At 76.0% G+C, this 19,460-nt stretch carries 14 protein-coding genes and 1 tRNA gene; 8 read left to right on the top strand and 7 right to left on the bottom strand.

Annotated features, from left to right (window positions below; genetic code table 11):
* The first annotated feature begins 678 nt into the window (after positions 1-678).
* From ABT263_RS31705 to ABT263_RS31695, 3 genes are all read left to right on the top strand, one after another.
* Positions 679-1,662 carry a GlxA family transcriptional regulator gene (locus ABT263_RS31705; protein ID WP_352295615.1) on the top strand — a complete coding sequence of 328 codons (984 nt, stop codon included), beginning with the start codon at positions 679-681 and terminating at the stop codon, positions 1,660-1,662.
* Positions 1,663-1,960: 298 nt separating this feature from the next.
* Positions 1,961-2,563 carry an isochorismatase family protein gene (locus tag ABT263_RS31700; protein ID WP_352295613.1) on the top strand — a complete coding sequence of 201 codons (603 nt, stop codon included), beginning with the start codon at positions 1,961-1,963 and terminating at the stop codon, positions 2,561-2,563.
* Between the two features lie 259 nt (positions 2,564-2,822).
* Positions 2,823-2,896, top strand: a tRNA-Ile gene (locus ABT263_RS31695).
* Between the two features lie 184 nt (positions 2,897-3,080).
* Here ABT263_RS31695 and ABT263_RS31690 read toward each other — a convergent pair.
* Both ABT263_RS31690 and ABT263_RS31685 read right to left on the bottom strand, forming a co-directional pair.
* Positions 3,081-3,725, bottom strand: coding sequence for an HAD family acid phosphatase (locus ABT263_RS31690; RefSeq protein WP_352295611.1), 645 nt, complete (start codon positions 3,723-3,725; stop codon positions 3,081-3,083).
* A 604-nt stretch (positions 3,726-4,329) separates the two neighbouring features.
* Positions 4,330-4,953, bottom strand: coding sequence for a TetR/AcrR family transcriptional regulator C-terminal domain-containing protein (locus tag ABT263_RS31685; RefSeq protein ID WP_352295609.1), 624 nt, complete (start codon positions 4,951-4,953; stop codon positions 4,330-4,332).
* Positions 4,954-5,006: 53 nt separating this feature from the next.
* Here ABT263_RS31685 and ABT263_RS31680 point away from each other — a divergent pair, with 53 nt between their 5' ends.
* Both ABT263_RS31680 and ABT263_RS31675 read left to right on the top strand, forming a co-directional pair.
* Positions 5,007-6,521: an FAD-dependent monooxygenase gene (locus tag ABT263_RS31680; protein ID WP_352295607.1), complete on the top strand. Its 1,515-nt coding sequence runs from the start codon at positions 5,007-5,009 to the stop codon at positions 6,519-6,521.
* Positions 6,522-6,865: 344 nt separating this feature from the next.
* The gene (locus tag ABT263_RS31675) at positions 6,866-7,777 is read left to right on the top strand and encodes a SigB/SigF/SigG family RNA polymerase sigma factor (RefSeq protein ID WP_352295605.1); all 912 of its coding nucleotides are present in this window, start codon (positions 6,866-6,868) and stop codon (positions 7,775-7,777) included.
* A 96-nt stretch (positions 7,778-7,873) separates the two neighbouring features.
* Here ABT263_RS31675 and ABT263_RS31670 read toward each other — a convergent pair whose 3' ends face one another.
* Entirely contained in the window at positions 7,874-8,446 is a 573-nt protein-coding gene (locus ABT263_RS31670) for a DJ-1/PfpI/YhbO family deglycase/protease (RefSeq protein ID WP_352295603.1), read from the bottom strand.
* A 472-nt stretch (positions 8,447-8,918) separates the two neighbouring features.
* The gene (locus ABT263_RS31665) at positions 8,919-9,155 is read right to left on the bottom strand and encodes a DUF6296 family protein (RefSeq protein WP_329490273.1); all 237 of its coding nucleotides are present in this window, start codon (positions 9,153-9,155) and stop codon (positions 8,919-8,921) included.
* 300 nt (positions 9,156-9,455) lie between these two features.
* Between ABT263_RS31665 and ABT263_RS31660 the strand changes: the two genes are divergently transcribed.
* On the top strand, positions 9,456-10,343 hold the full coding sequence (locus ABT263_RS31660; RefSeq protein ID WP_352295601.1) for a Rieske (2Fe-2S) protein: 888 nt from the start codon (positions 9,456-9,458) through the stop codon (positions 10,341-10,343).
* Positions 10,344-10,807: 464 nt separating this feature from the next.
* On the opposite strand, the gene ABT263_RS31655 is transcribed toward ABT263_RS31660, so the two are convergent.
* Positions 10,808-11,416, bottom strand: a complete 609-nt coding sequence (locus ABT263_RS31655; RefSeq protein WP_352295599.1) for a DNA polymerase ligase N-terminal domain-containing protein — start codon at positions 11,414-11,416, stop codon at positions 10,808-10,810.
* Between the two features lie 228 nt (positions 11,417-11,644).
* Here ABT263_RS31655 and ABT263_RS31650 point away from each other — a divergent pair, with 228 nt between their 5' ends.
* On the top strand, positions 11,645-12,562 hold the full coding sequence (locus ABT263_RS31650) for an AfsA-related hotdog domain-containing protein (RefSeq protein WP_352295597.1): 918 nt from the start codon (positions 11,645-11,647) through the stop codon (positions 12,560-12,562).
* A 121-nt stretch (positions 12,563-12,683) separates the two neighbouring features.
* Positions 12,684-15,251, top strand: coding sequence for an AfsR/SARP family transcriptional regulator (locus tag ABT263_RS31645; protein ID WP_352295595.1), 2,568 nt, complete (start codon positions 12,684-12,686; stop codon positions 15,249-15,251).
* Positions 15,252-15,436: 185 nt separating this feature from the next.
* On the opposite strand, the gene ABT263_RS31640 is transcribed toward ABT263_RS31645, so the two are convergent.
* Entirely contained in the window at positions 15,437-16,384 is a 948-nt protein-coding gene (locus tag ABT263_RS31640) for a polyprenyl synthetase family protein (RefSeq protein ID WP_352295593.1), read from the bottom strand.
* A gap of 147 nt (positions 16,385-16,531) precedes the next feature.
* A complete protein-coding gene (locus ABT263_RS31635; protein WP_352295591.1) occupies positions 16,532-19,249 on the bottom strand; it encodes a helix-turn-helix transcriptional regulator in 2,718 nt (905 codons plus the stop codon).
* Positions 19,250-19,460: the final 211 nt, after the last annotated feature.

The following is a 19,460-nucleotide window of genomic DNA, read 5'->3' as shown; positions in this document are numbered from 1 at the left end:
ATCAAGGCCGGGGATGTCAACATATCTGGCGTTGACTTTTGGCACGCTGTTGAGTTCTCAAGGAACGGACACTTCCTTCGGACCGCCTTCCAGCGAGCCCTCCGGGCGCTTCGTTCTTTCGTGTTTCCAGCTTACCAGATGCTTTCCGCTCCGTTTACCGGCGCTTCGTTCATCTGATTTGCTTTCCTTCGGCCTTTCGGCGATTCCGACTCTAGCAGATCGCTCTGCTTCGTCTTTCCGCGCTTCCGGCTTTCCAGAGGTTGTCGGATTATCGACCCGGGGGCCTCTCCGACCTGCTGAACTCTAGCCGAACCGCGCTTCACAAAGCGAATCCGGCCGCAACCGACTTAAACACGCACAACAATTCGAGCGGAGGCGCACCGAAACGCGACCCAGCCGGGAAGAGAGGTGTGAGCAAGAGGATTGGCCGCCCCGGGACCGTCCGCGCTATTGCGTGTCCGGTGCTCCCAGTCGAGCGACTAGGAAACACTACCCGCCCCTGGCGGCAGAGGCAAACCTCCCCGGCCGGCCCGGACCGGGGCTCGGCGGTCCGCCCGCCAGAGCCTGCCAGAGCCCCGGAGAGCCCCGGCATGCCGTCGGCGGCCCGGACGCCCGATGGCCGGATGTGACAGATCGCCGTCATTGCGGTCGTCCGGATGCTGCCGTGACGATGGATGCATGCCCACTCCACACCGTGTCGTCATCGCGGTCTTCCCCGATGTCGACCTGCTCGACGTCACCGGTCCGGCCGAGGTCTTCGCCCTGGCCAACCGGGAGACCGGCGGCCGGGCGGGCTACGAGATCCGGCTGGCCGGCCCCGACAGCGGGCCGGTCGTCACCTCGGCCGGGGTCCGCCTGGTCGCGGACCTCTCCTTCTCCGAGGTGGGCGCCGCAGTGGACACGCTGCTGGTGCCCGGCGCGGTGGAGCTGCGCCCCGACGGTCCGGTGGCCCGGGTCGACGAGGCCGTCGTGGAGTGGGTGAGGGAGACGGCACCGCACGCACGGCGGATCGCCTCGGTGTGTGTGGGAGCGCATCTGCTGGCGGCCGCCGGGCTGTTGGACGGGCGGCGGGCGACCACCCACTGGTCGACCGCGGCCCAGCTCGCCGCCGACCACCCGAAGGTCAGGGTCGACGCCGACCCGATCTTCGTCCGCTCGGGCCGGGTGTGGACCGGCGCGGGCATCAGCACCTGCATGGATCTGGCGCTCGCGCTGGTCGCCGAGGACCACGGCGAGGACCTGGCCCTGGCCGTGGCCCGACAGCTGGTGATGTATCTGCGGCGGCAGGGCGGCCAGAGCCAGTTCAGTGTGCCGCTGAGCCGGCCCGCCCCGGCCCGCAGGGACATCGACGAGTTGCGCGTCTTCATCACCGAGCATCTCGACGAGGACCTGTCGGCCCCCGCCCTGGCCGCGCGGATGTGCCTGAGCGAGCGCCATTTCGCCCGGGTCTTCCGCCAGGAGACCGGCACCAGCCCGGCCGCCTACGTGGAGGCGGCCCGGGTCGAGGCGGCCCGCCGCCTGCTGGAGACCACTGACCAACCACTGGAGCAGATCGCGGCGGGCATCGGGATGGGCTCGGTGGAAACGCTGCACCGCGCGTTCCGCAAGCAGATCAGCACCACCCCGGCCTCCTACCGTCGCCGTTTCCGCACCACGTCCTGATCGCACGAAGTCCTGGTCGCACCGGCGTCCTGGTCGCACCGGTCTCGTCGCCCCTGCGTCGGGATCACCGGACGCCCTGACCGCTCCCTCCCCCGGCCGCCGCGGCACGCGAGTCGTCGCGACCGAGGCTCCGCCATGCCTGATTCCCGGCACCGGCACGGATACGGGCCGCCCGAATCCGCCCTTGTCCACCCCTTCTCACGTCCAACCCGTTCCGGTCCGACGTCGCACCTTCCGGTCCGGCTTCCGGTCCGGCTTCCGACCGATCCGTCATCCGCCCGAAAGGACACCTCCAGCCATGTCTGCCTCCACCACCCTGCGTGACGTCATCGGCCTCGACAACACGCCGCCGCGCCTCGGCGAGAGCACCCTGATCATGATCGACTTCCAGAACACCTACCGCGGTGGCGTGATGGCGCTCGACGGCGTCGAGCCCGCCCTGGCCGCCGGGGCCCGTCTGCTCGCCGCCGCCCGCGCGGCCGGCACGCCGGTCGTCCACATCGTCAACGACGGCGGCGAGGGCACCCCTTATGACATCCGCGCCGAGATCGGTGCGATCAGCCCCGAGGTGGCACCGGTCGACGGCGAGCCGGTCGTCGTCAAGCAGTTCCCCAACGCCTTCCACCAGACGGAGCTGGAGAAGACACTGCGCGACCTGGGCTCCGGACTCGACCTGGTGCTGGCCGGGTTCATGACCCACATGTGCGTCACCTTCACCGCCCAGGGGGCGTTCAACCTCGGCTACCGGCCCGCCGTCGTCGCCGAGGCGACCGCCACCCGCTCGCTGGCCGCGTCCGAGGGCGGCCTCGTGCCCGCCGCCGGACTGCAGGCGGCGAGCCTGACCACGATCACCGACCTCTTCGGCATCGTGGTCCCCACCGTCGACCAGCTCGCCGGCTGACACGTCGGCGCTGCCGACCCGGGACCCGCCGGGCCGACGGTCGGCAGCGCCCCTGTTCCGCTCGGGGTCGGGACAGGGGCCGGGTCCGCCCCGGGCCCACACAGCTGCGCGGTGTCGGCCCGGCCACCACCGTGCTGCCGCGACGGCCCGCAGCGGAGTCGCCCGGGCGCCGGGCGCATCCGGGGGCCGACGGGGGCCGGAGTCAACCCGGTCGGGGCTCGGTCCGAGCTCTGCTAATGTTGGCGGGCAACATCAGCGCGGGCCTATAGCTCAGACGGTTAGAGCGCTTCCCTGATAAGGAAGAGGCCACAGGTTCAAGTCCTGTTAGGCCCACCGCTGGAACCCCCGGACGTCTGTCGTCCGGGGGTTCTTCTTTGCCCGTCGCGCTGCCTCTTCCCGGGCACGGCCTTCCGCCCCGGGCACCGCGTCCGCGTCCCGCCCGGGGCTCGGCGTGCCCACCGGCCCCGGGCGGTGTCGGACCGCCGGAGGGCGTGGGTCGACCGCCCTGCGGGGTGGGTCAGGAGAGCAGGCCGTTGTAGTCCGGCAGCTTGAAGGTGCGCTCGGCGTGGCCGCCGTCCAGGTCGGTCCAGTTGTTGCCGACGCTGGCGATGATCGTGTAGCCCTCGTTCTCGACCTCGACCCGCTCGTCCGTCTTGTACTGCTGGACCGGCTTGAACAGGTCGCACAGGTCGCGCCCGTGCAGCTCGTCCACGGTGTAGCCGGCCGCGGCCAGGCTGTGCCGGGTGATCGGGTCGATGAAGTCCACCCGCGCGGTGACGAAGATGATCGCGACCCCCCGGCTGTGGGCGTACTGCGCCAACTCCACGACGGGCGCGATGCCCGACATCGCGAACGGGTGGAAGTGCGTGGCGAGCGTGGTGTTGTCGATGTCGAACACGATCGCGGGCTTCTCGCCGGTGGGCGTGGCCGTGCGCTGCTCGACGTACGCGCGGGCGGGCGCGATCGCGGCGCCGACGTCGGCCAGCCACTGCGCCTCGGTCACCGCACCGCTGCTCGCGGCGGCGGCGGCGACGGCCGGGGCCTTGACCGGAGCAACCGGGGCCGCCGGGGCCTTCGGGGCCGCGACCGCCGGGGTGGCGAGACCGGCGGTGATCGCGGCCGTGAGGGCCGCTGCGGCAACGAGCCGTGCCTTGATGCTCATATCGGGGAGGTGGCCTTTCGTCTGTGGGGGTCGTCGGTCGGCGCGGCGGTGGGGGTCGGTCGGTGGCGCGAGTCGCGACGACGTTGTGACCGGGCGGAGCGGGCCCCCCTCGGACGAGGTCCTCGCTCGACGGGGCCGCCGCGGGCGCCGGTCGACGGAGGGTCGAGGGCATGCCGAACGGCCGGCTGTCGGCAGGAGTCGCCACCGGGGGGCCGAGCGCCTTCCGTCCGGCGGGAACCGGGCGGGAGGGGGCCGAAGTCGCCGCCGACCGGGTCCGTGCAGCCGGGTCGCCCCGCGCGGCCGGGCCCGACGTCCCATGAGGGGGCGTCAGGCGCGGTCCACCGGAAGGTCCCTGGACCCGGGGCAGTCGTTCCGCCCGGGCGAGAACGTACACCAGCCGAGGGGGCGAGCCAATACCCGCGGGTAACAAAGAATCGGCGGGCGGGCGAACATCAATCGGCGGGGCTCCGGACCCCGACGGCACGCCGCACGATCCGGCCCCGTACGACGCGCCGCCACCGGACGCTGCGGGGCCGCCACCGCCGGACGCCGGGGGCCGTCGCCGGCCTCGGCCGACCCGTCGGCGCGACCGTCGGCACGCCCGTCACCGCCGGCCCGGAGCGCCGCCGAGGATCGCGGTGAGGCCGTACTCGAAGCGCTCGTCGAAGGAGTCGGCGGCGAGGTGGCCGAGGACGCGCCGGAGGGCGGGGTGGGCCGTCTCCGAGAGCGCGTCGGCCAGCCGGTCGCCCAGCGGGCGGCGCGCGGCGGCCTGCTCCTCCTGGGTGAGGCCGAGGGTGAAGTAGATGACCGACCAGGTCGTCCAGGCCGCCCCGCGTTCGTCCCGTCCGTCGTCCAGGAGCGCGCCGACCAGGGCGTCGGCGAGGCCCAGGGTGTGCGGCTCGGCGGCATAGGTGCCGACGACGAGCGCGGCGCCGTCGCGGTGGGCCAGCAGGGCGCGGCGGTAGCGGCGGACCAGCTCCCGGGCGCGGGCGTCCGGCGCGGCGGGCAGGTCGCCGAGGGAGATCTCCCCGATCACGGCGTCCGCCATCAGCTCCAGCATCCGGGCCTTGGTCTTCACGTGCCACAGCACGGTGTTCATCCGCACGCCGAGCCGTTCGGCGACCGCGCGGGTGGACAGGGCGTCCAGGCCGGTCTCGTCCAGCAGCTCCAGGGCGGCCCGGATGACGGTGCCGGGGTCGAGGCGTCCGGCCGCTTGCGCATTGGTCATTGACCTAGTTTACTGCGACCAGTTGATGGTCAGTGACCAAGAGAGGTGGACCCATGACCGAGCAGCACGTCGTCATCGCCGGAGGCGGCCCCGTCGGGCTCTGGCTCGCCGCCGAACTGCGGCTGGGCGGGACCGCCGTCACCGTCGTCGAGGAGCGCACCGCGATCGACGAGCGCTCCAAGGCGCTCACCGTCCACCCCCGCACCATCGAGGTGCTGGCCTCCCGAGGGGTGCACACGGCCTTCCTCGCCGAAGGCCTCCGGATCCCGAACGGGCACTTCGCGATGCTCGACACCCGGCTCGACTTCCGGGGCCTGGACACCCCGTTCCCGTTCACCCTCGCCCTGCCCCAGGCCCGCACCGAAGAACTGCTCCAGGAGCACGCACTGCGCCTGGGCGCACGGATCGTCCGCGGGCACCGCGTCACCGGATTCACCGCTCACGACCGGTCGGTGACCGTCCACGTGGAGGGGCCGCGGGGCCCGTACGAGGCGGAGGCCGCCTACCTGGTCGGCTGCGACGGGACCCGCAGCACCGTCCGGCAGGCCGCCGGGATCGACTTCCCCGGCACGCCCTCCACCGTGCTATGCCGGCTCGGCGACGTCACGCTCGACCGCCCGCCGCGACCGGGCTTCGGCCTCCACACCCTCCAGGGCGCGGTGATGGTCGCACCGCTGCCCGGCGGGCGGTTCCGCGTGCTCGGCATCGACCCGGACAGCCTCACCACGGAGTGGCCCGGCGACCTCACGATGGACGAGTTCCGGGCGAAGACCGTCGCCGTGACCGGGGACGACTTCGGCATGCGGGACCCCTCGTGGCTCTCCCGGTTCGGCAACGCCGGCCGGCTGGCCGCCGAGTACCGGCGCGGGCGCGTCCTGCTCGCGGGCGACGCCGCCCATCAGCACTACCCGGCGGGCGGCGTCGGCATGAACGTCGGCATCCAGGACGCGCACAACCTCGGCTGGAAGCTGAACGCGACGCTGAACGGCTGGGCGCCGGAGGGCCTGCTCGACACCTACCACGCCGAACGTCACCCGGTCGGCGCACAGCTACTGGAACACAGCCGCGCCCAGACCGCCCTGATGACCGCCTTCACACCCGAGGGACTCGACCTGCGCGCCCTGCTGAGCGGGCTGATCGCCACCCAGCCCGCCTTCGGCCGCGCGCTGGCCGAACGGCTCACCGGGCTCGCCGTCGCCTACCCCGCCCAGGACCCGGCGGCCCACCCGCTCACCGGCACCCGCGCACCCGACCTCGCCCTCGCCGGTTCGGAGGCGGGCCTGTTCGCCCTGCTGGACCCGACCGCGTACCTGCTGCTCGACCTGACGCCCGACGGCGCCCTCGGCGACCGCGCCCGGCCCGGGCTCGCCGTCCGCTCCGCCGTCCTCGACGGGCCCCCGGCCGCGTGGGCCGGCGTGCGCGCGGCGCTGGTCCGCCCCGACGGGCACGTCGCCTGGGCGGGCACCGACCGGGACGACGCCGAGCTCTCCGCCGCGCTGGACGGGGCGCTCGCGACCGTACTTCTCCGGGCCGCCTCCGATCGGGGGCGGCGGGTCTCGGCCCCATAGACGCCGGGTCTCGGGCCGATGGGCGGCCGGAGGCGGGCCCGCGGGCGGCCGATCTCGGGCCCGAAGGCGGCCGGGGGCGGACGGTCTCGGCCGTGCGAGCCACCGGGCCCCCGAAGGGGTGAATCGGATAGAACGGTATAAATCGCTCAAAACGTGAATCAGGTGTCGCATGTCGGGTAGAACACCCGTGCGGCGTTCGCCCGGCCTACGCCGCTCCGCACCCTGCCGGGTGCCACCGGAACCTCCGGCCCAATCCGGCCCCCGGTTCCGGAGGGAAAGAGACCCGGGGTCGGCGCACGTCACGCGCCGCCGCCGGGCGTTCACCCGATGCCCTGGAGATACCCGTGTCCACCACCCTGGAGAACGTTCCCCGAGCCCCCGTACCCGCCGGCCTGCCGGCCGACCTGCCACCCCGGCCGACCGAGGCCGAGTTGCGCTCGATGGGCAAGACCGAGGCCCGCGAACTGAGCGACGCGCTCTTCGACCGCCTGATCGCGCTGCCCCGGGAGTCGCACGCCTACAGCTACGTGCGCGGCACCGTCATCGAGCTGAACATGCCGCTGGTGCGCTTCATCGCCGCCCGCTTCCGGCACCGCGCCGAGGACATGGACGACATCCTGCAGGTCGGCACCATCGGCCTGATCAAGGCCGTCGACGGCTACGATCCCGGCCGCGGCGTCGAGTTCGTCACCTACGCGATCCCCACCATCACGGGCGAGATCAAGCGCTTCTTCCGCGACACCTCCTGGCCCGTGCGCGTACCGCGCAGCATGCAGGAGCTCTACCTCACCGTCGCCCGCGGCTCCGACCGCCTCGAACAGCGGCTCGGCCGCCTCCCCCAGCCCGAGGAGATCGCCGAGGACCTCCACCTCACCGTGGACCAGGCCACCGAGGGGCTCGTCGCCGGCCGCGTGTACCGGCCGGACTCCCTCGACGCCCAGCGCGACCAGGACACCGACGAGACCGGCAGCGCCATCCTCGACCGCATCGGCACCTGCGACCCCGGCATCGAACTCGCCGATTTCCGCACGGCCGTCCGGCCGCTGCTGGCCCAGCTGCCCGCCCGTGAACAGACCGTCCTGAAGCTCCGGTTCTGGGACGGCTGCACCCAGTCCCAGATCGCCGAACGCATCGGCGTCTCCCAGATGCACGTCTCCCGGCTGCTCACCACCACCCTGGCCCGGCTGCGCGAGCAGCTCGACGACCAGGACGCCCCCGGCTGGGACGACCTCCCGCACGAGCCCCACCCGGACTGACCCGGACTGATCCGGCCGGCGCCGCCGGGCGTCGAGGCGGCCCGCCCCTCGTGTGGGGCGGGCCGCCTCAGCGCGCCCGATCGGGACGGACCACGGTCAGGACGGACCGGCGGCCCCGGCCGTCACCCGCAGGGCGACGTCGATGCCCCGCAGGAAGTGGTCGAGGTCGCCGGGATTGCGGGAGGTGACCAGTCGCCAGCCGTTGGCGTCGTCCGTGACCAGCGGTTCGTCGAGCCAGGTCGCGCCGGCGTTGGCGAGGTCGGTGCGCAGCGACGGGTACGAGGTGAGCCGCTTGCCGAACGCCACCCCGGCCTCGGCGAGCAGCCAGGGCCCGTGGCAGATGGCGGCGACCGGGCGGCCGGAGGTGGTGAAGGCGAGCACCGCGTCGACCGCCTTCCGGTGGAGTCGGAGGGTGTCCGCGTTGATGGTCCCGCCGGGGATGAGCAGCAGGTCGTAGTCGGCGGGGTCGACCTCGTCGAGGGTGTGGGTCGGGCGCACCCGCTCCCCCGGCTCCTCGTCCCCGACGAGCGTGCGGATGTCGTCCGTGGTGGGGGCGGCGATGTCGACCCGCACGCCGTCGTCGCGCAGGTGCTGGGCGGGGACGAGGAGTTCGTCCTGTTCGACCCCGTAGTTCGTCACGATCGCGAGGACCTTGGTGTCGCTGGTCATCGTTCCTCCTGAAGGTCGCGATTGGGTGGGCGGAGACGTTCCTCGGGGCTCGGCCGTTCGGTGGGCGGGCGCAGCCCGTGGGCGGGGGCGGCGGCCGCCGGCACCCCTCCGCGCCCCGGGAGCCGGCGGGTACCCGGCTTCGCGCCCGGCATGCCGGATTGGTGGCGTCCGGTTCGGGCAGCCGCGCGGCATCGGCAGGCGGGTGGCGCCCGCCCCGGACCACCGGGAGGCAGTGGTGAGCATCGGACGACGGTCCTGGGCCCTGGCGGTGCAGAACCGGTCCGGCCGGGAGCAGGACGCGCGGGAGCGGGACGGGCGGGAGCGGGACGCGCGGGACGGTGCGGGTGGTGCGGGTGGCCTGCGACGGCGCCCGACGGACGGCACAGGCCCACCGGCCGGAGGCCCGCGTCGACCGACGGTGTCGGGTTCCCGGCGCCGTCGGTCACGGCACCGTCGGTCGCCACACCGTCGATCACGGCAGCGCGTACGCCTGGAGGCAGGGGTGCCGGCCGCTGCCGGCCGGCGCCGTGAGGACGGTGGCCACGCCGCCGGTGATCTCCACCCGCAGGCTCCCGTCCGCGCTCTCCCAGACCGGTTCGCCGTCGGGGCCCGTCGCGTCGGTCGCGTGGACGACGACGGTGGTGGGCGGGGCGTGGCCGCCGACCGGGCCGGGCAGTGTCACCGCGTAACGGCGTTCGAGGCTTCGCATGGCGGGCTCCTGCTCCCCACCCCCGGCTGACCGGCCCTTACCCGACCCGCGGCACGCGGCCGGGGCGGGCACGATCGCCCGGCACCACGGCCGACGCCGACGGGCCGGCGATCCGGTCGGGACCGCCGTCCGGACCTCCGGGCCTTCCGGAACTCCTCCGGTACCCGGGCGGGTCCCCCGTAGCGGCCCGCCCAAACGCCGTCGACGGCGGTACACCCGGCGGTGTGGACCCGACCGCGTGTCGTTTCACCGGCGGCCGGATTCGGGTTTGGCGGAGCGGTGCCCGGCAAGCCGCCCGGTATGGATGCCTCAGCTCTGCACCTGCACCCGTGGTCCCGCCGACTGCGCCGGGCGCTGGACGCCCCGGCGCACTGGGAGTTCCTCGACGCCCCGGCCTCCTCGCTCGCCGACGCCGTGGAGTCCGTCCCGCTCGGGCCGTCCCGCGACGCCCTGCACGGGGTGTGGCTCGGCCACCCGCTCCACCCCGTGCTGGTCCAGCTCCCGATCGGCTGCTGGATGTCCGCGGGCCTGCTGGACTTCACCCCGGGCGGCCGCCGGGCGGCCGGCACCCTGGTGGCGGCCGGGCTGCTGACCGCCGGGCCGGCCGCGCTCGCCGGCTGGGTGGACTGGGCGCGACTCGACCCGCCGCGCCGGCGCACCGGCCTGGTGCACGCGCTGTCCAACACCACCGGTGTGCTGCTGTACGCCGGATCGCTGCTGGCCCGCTGCCGGGGGCACCACGCCCGCGGCCGGCTGCTCGGCCTGGCCGGGCTGACCGCCGTCTCGGTCGGCGGGGCGCTCGGCGGGCACCTCTCCTACCGGCTGGCCGCCGGGCCCGACCGGTCCGCCGCGGTGCCCCGGCTGGCGCCGCCCGACTGGGTCGGCCTCGGACCGGTCGACGACTTCCCCGACGGCGAGCCCGTCCGCCGGACGGCGGGCGAACTGACCGTGGTCGTGGTCCACCAGGGCGAGCGCTACCACGTGCTCGCCGAGCGCTGCGCCCACCTGTCCGGGCCGCTGTCCGCCGGGACGGTGGTGGACGGCTGCCTGCACTGCCCCTGGCACGGCAGCGAGTTCCGGCTGCGCGACGGCGAGGTGGTGCGCGGCCCGGCCACCGCGCCCCAGCCGGTCCTGGAGACCAGGGTGCTCTCGGGCCACCTGGAGGTACGGCTGCCGGGAGCCGGCTGACGTCCGGGCCCGCCGAACCCCGTTCGGCCCCGTGTCCCCGGGCGCAGCCCGGGTAGGCGGTGCCGAGGAAGACGATCCCGAACGATCGAATCGAGCCCAGGAGCAGCCCTATGGGGACACCCCCGAACGACCCCGTACCGCCCAGTCCCACCCCGGCCCCGGGCCCCGGGCCCGGCCCGCAGCCCGGCCCCCTGCCCGGTCCGGTCCCCGGCCCGGGCGGGCCGGACCCGGTACCGCCCGCACCGCCCCGGCCCGGACCGGACCCGCAGCCGACACCCGCCCCGGGACCGGATCCGCACCCCCGCCCCGGCCCCCTCCCGGGCCCGGGCCCGGCACCGGAACCCGTCTTCTGACGGGTCTCGTCATGCGGGCCCGCCCGCGGGCCCGGGATCGGCGAGCGCTCCCCGGCGGCGGCCGACGCCGGGGAGACCCTGCGTCGAGGCGCTCCCGGAGGCCGGTCGCGGTCAGGCCCCGCCCGCCTCTTCGGCGAGCTGCCGCAGCGTCCGTCCGCTGCGCACCGAGCGGGCCCGCCGGGGGTCGGGGGCGGGCCGGCCACCACCGCGACCGTGCCGCACCAGCAGCCAGGCCGCGCGCTCGCCGGCGCCGTCCTCGCGGAACCGGGTGAGTGCCCAGTCCCCGCGCAGCTTGCGGCCGGCCAGCCGGAACGACGCGTGACCGGCGTCGAGCGCCTCCGCGAACGGGAGTTCGTGGCCGCGCCGGTCCGTACTGCGGTTCTCGTATCCGCCCTCGTCCCAGATGATCACCGTGCCGCCGCCGTACTCGGCCTCGGCGATGACCCCCTCGAAGTCGCGGTACTCCATCGGGTGGTCCTCGGTCGGCATCGCCAGCCGCTTGTCGTGCGGGTCACCGGACGGCCCCTTGGGGACCGCCCAGGACTTGAGCACGCCGTCGACCTCCAGGCGGAAGTCGAAGTGCAGGGTGCGGGCGTCGTGGATCTGCACCACGAACCCGGGCCGCGCGCCCGGGGCGGCGCGGCCGCCGCCCTCGGGTTCGGCGGTCCTGTCGAAGTCGCGCTTGCGGTGGTAGTCCGACAGCGCGTCCGAGCCGCCCATCCCGTCCTCCCTCCGCCCCGTACGGCGCCTACCCACGCCCCCGCGCCCGACCCGCGCGCCCGCGCGGTTCCCGGTCCACCGGCCCTGGCACGGGCCCGGGCCGGGTGGGAGTAGCGGTCGCGCAACTTGCTGCCACGGGGCAGGGTGCCCGCGTACCGCCCGGTGGGGCCATGCTGGGGGGAGGGCTGTCGAGGGGGCGGCCGTCGGACGACCCGGGGAGGCGCGGCCATGGCCGTCGGGAGCACCGTGCGGGACCGCGGGGCGCCCGGGCCGGGGGCCGCCCGGCACCTGGTCCACTGTCCGCCGTCCTGGGACCACTGTCTGCTGGAGGCGCCGAGCCGCGGCGAGGAGCGGTTCCGGCTGATCGGGGAGGTCCCGGGGGCCGACGACGGGCCGGGCCACTTCCACGATCCGCTGCTGGTCGTCGAGGCGGTCCGGGAGACCGCCGAGTTCGTCGGACGGCAGTACTTCGGCGGGCCCCCGGACCGGCCCGGGTGGTTCCGCCGGTTCGGCCTCGACGTGACCGAGGTGGCCGCCTGGCGGGCCGGGCGCGGTCCGGCCCGGCTGACCGCCGAGCTGCGGGCCGCCCCGACCGCGACGGTCGACGGGGTACCGCGCGGCCTCGACCTCCGCCTGGAGGTGTCGCTCGACGACGTGCCGTGCGCGACGGGCACCGCGAGCCTGGCGTTCGACCCGCCCGGGCCGCCCCGCGAGCGGGCCGGGCGGTGGGCGGTGCGCGCCGCCCCCGGGGCGGCGGACGCCCCCGCCGACCCCGGTTCGGTCGGCCTCGCCTCGGCGGCGGACGTGGTGCTGAGCGAGCCCGCCTGGGACTCCCGCGGCCGGCTCGGCAGCTGGGTCCTCCCCCGTCAGCTCTCCGCGCCGCTGCTGCTGGAGGCGGTGCGGCAGGCCTCGGTGCTGGTCGCCGGGCGCGCCGGCGGGCTGGTCCCCGGGCGGACCCTGCCGGCCTCCTGCGACGTGCGCGTCCGCGGCCTCGCCGAGGCGGACCCGCCGGTGCACTGCACGGCCGTCGCCGGGCCGGTCGGGCGGGACACGGCGGGGCGGCCGGCCGTCCCGGTCACCCTGACGCTGACCCAGCACCGGCGGACCGTCGCCGAGGCACGCACCACCGTGGTGCAGGACTTCTGACCCGCCGCCGGCCGGCGGGCCGCCATCACCGCCGTCACCGTCGTCACCGCCGGGGACCCGGCGCACGAGAGCACAGCGAGTACGAGGGGTGGGCCCGGTGAGGTTCCGGATCCTGGGTCCGATGGAGATCGAGGGCGGCACGGGCCCGCACACACCGCGGGCGGCCAAGCTGCGGGTGGTCCTCGGCACCCTGCTGGTCCACGGCGACCGGGTGGTCTCGGTCGACAGCCTGGTCGCCGAGCTGTGGCGGGACGAGCCGCCCCGCACGGCCACCGCCACCGTGCACGTCTACGTCTCGCAGCTGCGCAAGCTGCTGCACGCCGCCGACCCCGACCGGGGCCGGGAGCTGCTGCGCACCCAGTCCCCGGGCTACCGGCTCAGCGTCCCGCCGGACCGGCTCGACCTGTCCGAGTTCGAGCGGCTGCACCGGCGCGGCCGGGAGGCGCTCGCCGCCGGCCGCCACCGCGCCGCCGCCGACCTCCAGCGCCGGGCCCTCGCGCTCCGGCGCGGCCCGCTGCTCTCCGACACCCCGCACGGGCCGCTGCTCGAAGGGGCCGCCGCCCGGCTCGCCGAGGCCGGCGTCGCCGCCCTGGACCAGCGGATCCGGGCCGACCTCGAACTCGGACGGCACCACGAACTGATCGCCGAACTACGGTCGCTGGCCGCCGAACACCCGTTGCGGGAGGAACTGCACGGCCACCTGATCCTGGCCCTGTACCGGGCCGGGCGGCAGGCCGAGGCGCTGGAGGCCTTCGCCGAGCTGCGCCGGACGCTGGTCGCGGAGCTGGCGATCGAACCCGCGCCGCCGCTGCAACGCCTGCACCGGCGGATCCTGGCGGGCGATCCCGGGCTGCTGCGCACGGCGGGCGGCGGGCGGACCGTCGCCGTGGCCGTCCGGGCCGGGCACGAGAGGGCGATGCCGCCCGCCGACCCGGTCTTCGCGGGCCGCGGCACGGCCCTCGCCCAGGTCGAGGAGCTGCTGCGGAACGCCCCGGCCGGATCGTTCGTCGCGGTCGCCGGTCAGCCGGGGGTCGGCAAGACCGCGTTCGCCCTGGAGGCCGCCCGCCGCAGTGACCCGTCCTTCCCCGACGGCCGGCTCTTCCTGGACCTCCACCCCGAACGAGGGCGGCCGTTGCGCGCCACCGAGGCGATGTCCACCCTGCTGCGACGGCGCGGGGTACGGCCGGCGAAGGGCGCCGGGGCGGGCGAGCTCCGCGCCGCCTGGCAGGCCCAGCTGGCCGGTCGTCAACTCCTGCTGGTCCTCGACAACGCCGACTCCGAGGCGCAGCTGCGCCCGCTGCTGCCGACCACCGGCGGGAGCAGCGCGATCGTCACCGCCCGCCGGCTGCCCGCCGGGCTCGGCGGCATCCGGCCGGTGCTGCTGGACACCCTCGACCCCGAGGAGGCGCGGCTGCTGTTCGCGGCGGCCGCCGGCCCGGAGCGGGAGGCGGCCGAGCCCGCCGCCGTCCGCGAACTGCTGGAGCTGTGCGGGCGGCTGCCGCTGGCCGTCCGGGTCGCCGCCGCCCAGCTGACGGCGCGCCCGCACTGGAAGGTCGCCTGCCTGGTGGACCGGCTGCGGGACGAACGGTACCGGCTCGGCGAGCTGCGGATCGGCGAACTCGACGTCCGGGAGCCGCTGTTGCGGGCCTACCGGGACGCCCGGCCGGAGTTGCGGCAGGCCTTCCGGCTGCTCGGGCTGCTACCGGCCGGCCGGTTCGACCGCGCGACGGCCGCTGCGGTGCTGGGCCGCTCCCCCGCCGAGACCGCTCGCCTGCTGGACGGGCTGCTCGACGACCGGCTGCTGGCCGCCGACCGGACCGGCCACCACCTCCCCGAGCTGCTGCGGGTCCTGGCCGTCGAACGGCTCACCGAGGAGGAGGACCCCCAGGACACCGGGGACGCGATCGAGCGGCTCTGTGCGGAGCACGCGCGCGCGGCCGAGCGGGTCACCGCCGTGCTGACGCACGCCCGGCCCACCGGGGAGGAGCCGCACGATCCCGCCGGCTGGTTCACCCGTGAGCGGGAGGCGCTCGTCCGCGCCGTCCGGCAGGCCCACCGGGCGGGGCGGCCGGCCGCCGTCCTCCGGCTGGTGGCTGCGCTGGACGGCCACCTGGAGACGCACGCCGCCTGGGACGCCTGGGCCGAGACGCACGCGCTCGCCCTGGACGCGGCCCGGCGCTGCGGCGACCGCGGGGCCGAGGCCCGGACGCTCCGCTCGCTCGGCGATCTCGCCTGGCAGCAACGGCGCCCGGAGGAGGCCGGGGAGTACTACGGGCTGGCCCGCCGGGTCGCCGAGGAGTCCGGTCACCGGGCCGAGCTGAGCCGGGCCCTGGTCGGCCTGGCCGAACTGCGGATGGACGCCGGGGACGGCGCCGACGCCGACGCCCTGCTCGCCTCCGCCCACGCCACCGCGCTCGCCGACGGCTCCGGACCGGCCGACCCGCGGGCCCGGTTCGACGTGCTGCGCGCCCTCGGACTCCACGCGCTCGCGGCCGGTGACCACGCCCGGGCACACGCCCGCTTCACCGACTGCCTGGACCTCGCCCGCACCCTCCACGACCGCCGGCTGGAGTCCTTCGCCCAACGCGCCCTGCGCACCGCCCGGCCCGGCCCGGACGATCACCTGGAGGTCCGCCCCGGCGTCTGGCGCCTGCCCGCCCCCGGCCGCCGGGCCGAGTCGGCGGGGTAGCCGAACGGGTAGCCGAAGGACGGGCGGCCCGGCGGGGTGGGCCGGCCGGTCCGAGAGCGGGCGAGGACGGCCAGGCGGTCGAGTGAGAACGACCCCGGGAACGAGGGGCATCGGAGAGCCGACCGCCGGGACCGGGCCGAGTGCCCCGGCGGCGGGCGGGCGAGATCACACGTCGGCCGGGCCGGTCAGGGTGCGGCCAGGCGCGTGGCCAGGGTGGCGAGTTCGGTGCGCCAGGCGGTGGTCAGCGGGGCTGCGGCGACGACCCGCCGGGTGCGGTCGAGGAGGTGGCCGATGGTGCGCTCGGCGCGGTCCGGGTCCTCGCCGCCCAGCAGCAGCTCCCGCAGCAGGTCGCCGTACCAGTCGCGGTCCCCGCTGCCGCTGACGAAGCCGCGCACCCGCCAGGCGGCGTGCAGCAGGCGGGCGTAGTCCTGGTACACCACCGCCAGGTCGCCGCGGCCCGCCAGCACGGCGCCCATCAGCAGCGGGTGCTGGAGCGCGTACCAGCCGGTGCCGCAGCCTCGGGCGCAGCCCGCGAGGCAGTCGGCCGGCCACGGGTCGGCGAGGTAGCGGCTGGACAGCTCGGAATCGACGTAACTGCCCCCCAGCCGGCCGATCCGCAGGTCGTGCCAGACCTGCCGGGCGGCATCCGGCAGGCCCGCGGCGAGCCGGTCGGCGAGGGCCGTCGCGAGGTCCCCGATCAGGGAGGCCATGCCGACGCCGAACCCCTGGGCGTCACCGCACCAGCCGTTGCGCTCGTGCTCGGCCGCGTGCCGGACGTGCAGGGTCGGCGCACCCTGCCGGAGCGGGGCGTTCTCCCGGGCGTCCCGGCGGATCAGGTAGCAGGTGTCGAGGAGTTCGAGGGCCGCCGCCGCGTCGACGGCGGGGCCGCCCGCCGGATCGCCGCCCGCCGCGAGGTAGCCGGTGAGCAGCACGGTCGGCCGGATCCGCTCGCCACCGGCGGCGACCAGGTCGGCCAGCGCCTCCACCATGCCCGCGGCCGGCGGGTCGACGGCCCGGCAGCGAGCGTGCTCGGCATGGAGCTGACCCCGCAGCCGCTCCTCGACCCGGGCCAGCATGCCGGTGCGCAGCACCTCGGGCAGGGCCGCGTCCGGCGGACCGGTGTGCGTCGTCATGGTGTCTCCGTGGGTAGGCGCGGCGTCGCACCGGGCCGGTCCGGCGGTCGGCCGGTCCGGCCGACGCCGCGGGCCCGGGGGGCTCCCGCCGCCGGTCCTCGCTGTTCACCGCGGTGCCGGACTCCCGTCACCCGGTCCGCCGGGCCGTCACACCCGGCCGCCCGAGCCGAGCAGGTGGAGTTCCGCGGGCAGTTCCCGCCGGCAGGTGATGTTGAGCTTGCGGTAGACCCGGGTGAGGTGCTGCTCGACCGTGCTGACGGTGATGTAGAGCTTCATCGCGATCTCGCGGTTGGTGTGGCCGTGCACCGCGAGCATCGCCACCCGCTTCTCCGAGTCGCTGAGCCTGGCGTGGAGTTCGGCGAAGTCGAGGCCCCCGCACCGGGTGTCCTCGGACGGCCCGCCGGGTCCGCCGGGGCCGGGGGTGATCTGCTCGCACAGGGCCTGGGCGCCGCACTCCTTGGCGAGTTGCCAGGCGCGGCGGCCGACCGTGCCGGCCCGGTTGGTGTCGCCGAGTTCCTTCAGCACCCGGGCGAAGTCGGCGAGCGTGCGGGCGAGTTCGTAGCGGTCCTCGGCCTCGTGCAGCTCGTCCACCGCGCGGGCGAGCAGCGCGTGCCGCTCGCGGGGCTCGCACAGGCCCGCCCGTACGCGCAGGGTGAGTCCGCAGATCCACGGGTGGGCGGCGTCCCGGTGGGCGAGCTGCTCGGCGATGAGCCGGGCGGCCTGCGGGACTTCGCCGAGCCGGATCAGTGCCTCGGCCGCGCCGCTGCGCCAGGGCATCAGCAGCGGCCGGTCCAGGCCCCAGCGCTTCAGGCTGCGGCCGATGTCGAGGAAGTCGCCGAGTGCGGCGTGGAAGCGGTGGGTGGCGAGGTGGTACTCGCCGCGGGCCCGCAGGTGGGCGAGGCCGTGGATGCTGCCGGTCAGGCCTTCGGGCAGCGGGCGGCCGAGTTCGCGGGCGGCGGTGTCGTGGCGGCCGGCGGCGGTGGCGGCCCGGATCAGGGTGGCCGCCACGCCCCCGGCGTAGACGCTGCCGCCGCGTTCGGGCAGCAAGGCCAGGGCGGCCTCGGCCCGCTGCTGGGCGCCCGCCAGGTCGCCCTGCCGGAGCAGGGCCTCGGCGTGCAGGGCGGTGAAGGTGGTCTGCCAGCCGGGTGCGCCGCGCCGGACGGCCTCCTCCAGGAACACCTGGCACCAGGGCAGGGCGCGGGCCGGGCCGTCGGTGGCGAGCAGCGCCCGGACGGCCTGCACGATCGGGGCGGCGGTGCCGTCGCCTAGCGTGGCGCCGCGCAGGAAGGTCTCGGCCGCGGCCCCGGCCGCCCCGTCCGCGGTGTACTCGGGGACCGCCCACAGGGTGGCGGGCCCCTGGGTGCGGGCGGGCAGCGGTTCGCCGGGCCGGGCGCCCGCGGCCGACGGGGCCGGGCCGGCCCACCGGGGGAACGCCGAGAGGCCGTCCAGCGGGTCGGCGCCGCGGCCGAGCCGGGCGGGCTGTCCGGCGCGCTCGGCCGCGCGGGCGGCGGCCAGCCGTTCCAGGGCCTGGCCGGCCTCGTCGATCCGGCCCTGTTCGGTGAGCAGCCGGGCGAGCGGTCCGAGCCGGGCCGGGCCGAGCCGGCCGGCCCTGAGGGTCTCCAGCGGTCCGGCGAGGCTGCGCTCGGCGGCACTGGGGTTGGTCCGCCAGGTGATGGCGGCGAGCATGGTGCGGAACTGGGCGCGCTGTTCGTCGTCGGCCCGGCCGCGGTGGGCGAGTTCGAGGCAGGCGGCGGCCCGGTCGGTCGCGCCGTCGGCGAGCAGTTGCTCGGCGGCGGTGGAGAGCACCGCCACCGCCCACGGCAGCTCGGTGGGGCCGACGGCGAGGAGCTGGGCGGCCACGGCGGTGCTCGGGGCGCCGTCCTGGTAGGCGAGTTCGGCGGCGCGGCGGTGCAGGGCGGCCCGGTCGTCCGGGTCCATCCGGTCGAGCACCGCCTGCCGGGCGACGGGGTGGCGGAAGCGGTAGCCGTCCAGGATGCCGGCGGCGCCGAGCGTGGCGCTGCCCCGGACGACGGCGCCGTCGGTGCCGCCGAGCAGGCGGACGGCCAGTTCGCGCGAGCCGAGCTCGCCGAGGACCGCGACCACCTCGGCGAGGCGGCGCGCGACCGGTCCGCAGCGGGTCAGGCAGGCGAGGACGGCCTGGGTGAAGGCGCCGCCGAGTTCGGGGGCGCGGCCGCCGGCCCGGTGCTCCTCGATCAGGGCGCGCAGCAGCAGCGGGTTGCCGCCGGCGGCGTCGGCGGGCGGCGGGGTTCTGCCGTCGGCCGGGGAGGCGGCGAGTTCCGTGCGGACCAGCCGGTCGACGGCCTCGGGGCGCAGCCGCTCGGCCCGGATCCGGACGAAGCTGCGCTGGCGCAGCAACTCGGTGCCGTAGACGGGGTCGTCGCCGCGCTCGTGGACCGACTCGGTGCAGACCAGCAGGACGCGGGCGGCGCGGGTGCGGCGGACCAGGTGGAGCAGGTACTGGCAGGACAGGTCGTCGATGTGGTGCAGGTCGTCGATGCAGATCACGGCCGGCGTGGTCTCGGCCAGCCGGTGCACGGCGGCGCACAGGGACTGCATCACGTCGATCCGGGACGGGTCCGGCGCCCCCGCCGGGTCCGGCAGGGATCCGGCGGGGGCGGCGGCGAGCAGCTGGCCCAGCACACCGAGCGGGAGGTCGTGCTCGACGGCGGTGCCGATGGCGCGCAGCACCACCGCACCGGAGGCGGCCGCGCGTTCGGCGACCGTCTCGACGAGTTCGCTCTTCCCGCAGCCGACCGCGCCCTCGATCAGGACGATCCTGGGGGTTCCCTGCAGGCTGTCCGCGAGGGCGGAGTCCAGTACGGCCAGTTCTCGTTCACGGTCCATCAGCACTTTCGGCCCCCGGCTTCGTCCGCGTCACGGTCGGCGCGCCCGCCTCACGGCGATCGCCGGAGAGTCGTGGGCGCGGTTGAGACTTGCCAGCCGGAAAGTGATCCGCCGGCGGTTCGAGTCTAGGCAGGCGGGGCCGCCCGGACGGGCTGCCGGGGGCCGTCCGAAAGCTGCACGGCAACAACTTCCCCCCGCCTCGACGGGGGCT

The organism is Kitasatospora sp. NPDC001603 (assembly GCF_040298365.1).
Taxonomy (GTDB): Bacteria; Actinomycetota; Actinomycetes; order Streptomycetales; family Streptomycetaceae; genus Kitasatospora.
Note: the sequence above shows the minus strand (reverse complement) of the source record. Positions and strands in the feature narration are given on the sequence as shown.

Coding starts and splice junctions, on each gene's coding strand:
- ABT263_RS31650 (WP_352295597.1), top strand. CDS start 11,645: ATGGCCGTCGGGAGCACCGTGCGGGACCGCGGGGCGCCCGGGCCGGGG.
- ABT263_RS31640 (WP_352295593.1), bottom strand. CDS start 16,384: ATGACGACGCACACCGGTCCGCCGGACGCGGCCCTGCCCGAGGTGCTG.
- ABT263_RS31705 (WP_352295615.1), top strand. CDS start 679: ATGCCCACTCCACACCGTGTCGTCATCGCGGTCTTCCCCGATGTCGAC.
- ABT263_RS31660 (WP_352295601.1), top strand. CDS start 9,456: ATGGATGCCTCAGCTCTGCACCTGCACCCGTGGTCCCGCCGACTGCGC.
- ABT263_RS31670 (WP_352295603.1), bottom strand. CDS start 8,446: ATGACCAGCGACACCAAGGTCCTCGCGATCGTGACGAACTACGGGGTC.
- ABT263_RS31655 (WP_352295599.1), bottom strand. CDS start 11,416: ATGGGCGGCTCGGACGCGCTGTCGGACTACCACCGCAAGCGCGACTTC.
- ABT263_RS31645 (WP_352295595.1), top strand. CDS start 12,684: ATGGAGATCGAGGGCGGCACGGGCCCGCACACACCGCGGGCGGCCAAG.
- ABT263_RS31685 (WP_352295609.1), bottom strand. CDS start 4,953: ATGACCAATGCGCAAGCGGCCGGACGCCTCGACCCCGGCACCGTCATC.
- ABT263_RS31635 (WP_352295591.1), bottom strand. CDS start 19,249: ATGGACCGTGAACGAGAACTGGCCGTACTGGACTCCGCCCTCGCGGAC.
- ABT263_RS31700 (WP_352295613.1), top strand. CDS start 1,961: ATGTCTGCCTCCACCACCCTGCGTGACGTCATCGGCCTCGACAACACG.
- ABT263_RS31665 (WP_329490273.1), bottom strand. CDS start 9,155: ATGCGAAGCCTCGAACGCCGTTACGCGGTGACACTGCCCGGCCCGGTC.
- ABT263_RS31690 (WP_352295611.1), bottom strand. CDS start 3,725: ATGAGCATCAAGGCACGGCTCGTTGCCGCAGCGGCCCTCACGGCCGCG.
- ABT263_RS31680 (WP_352295607.1), top strand. CDS start 5,007: ATGACCGAGCAGCACGTCGTCATCGCCGGAGGCGGCCCCGTCGGGCTC.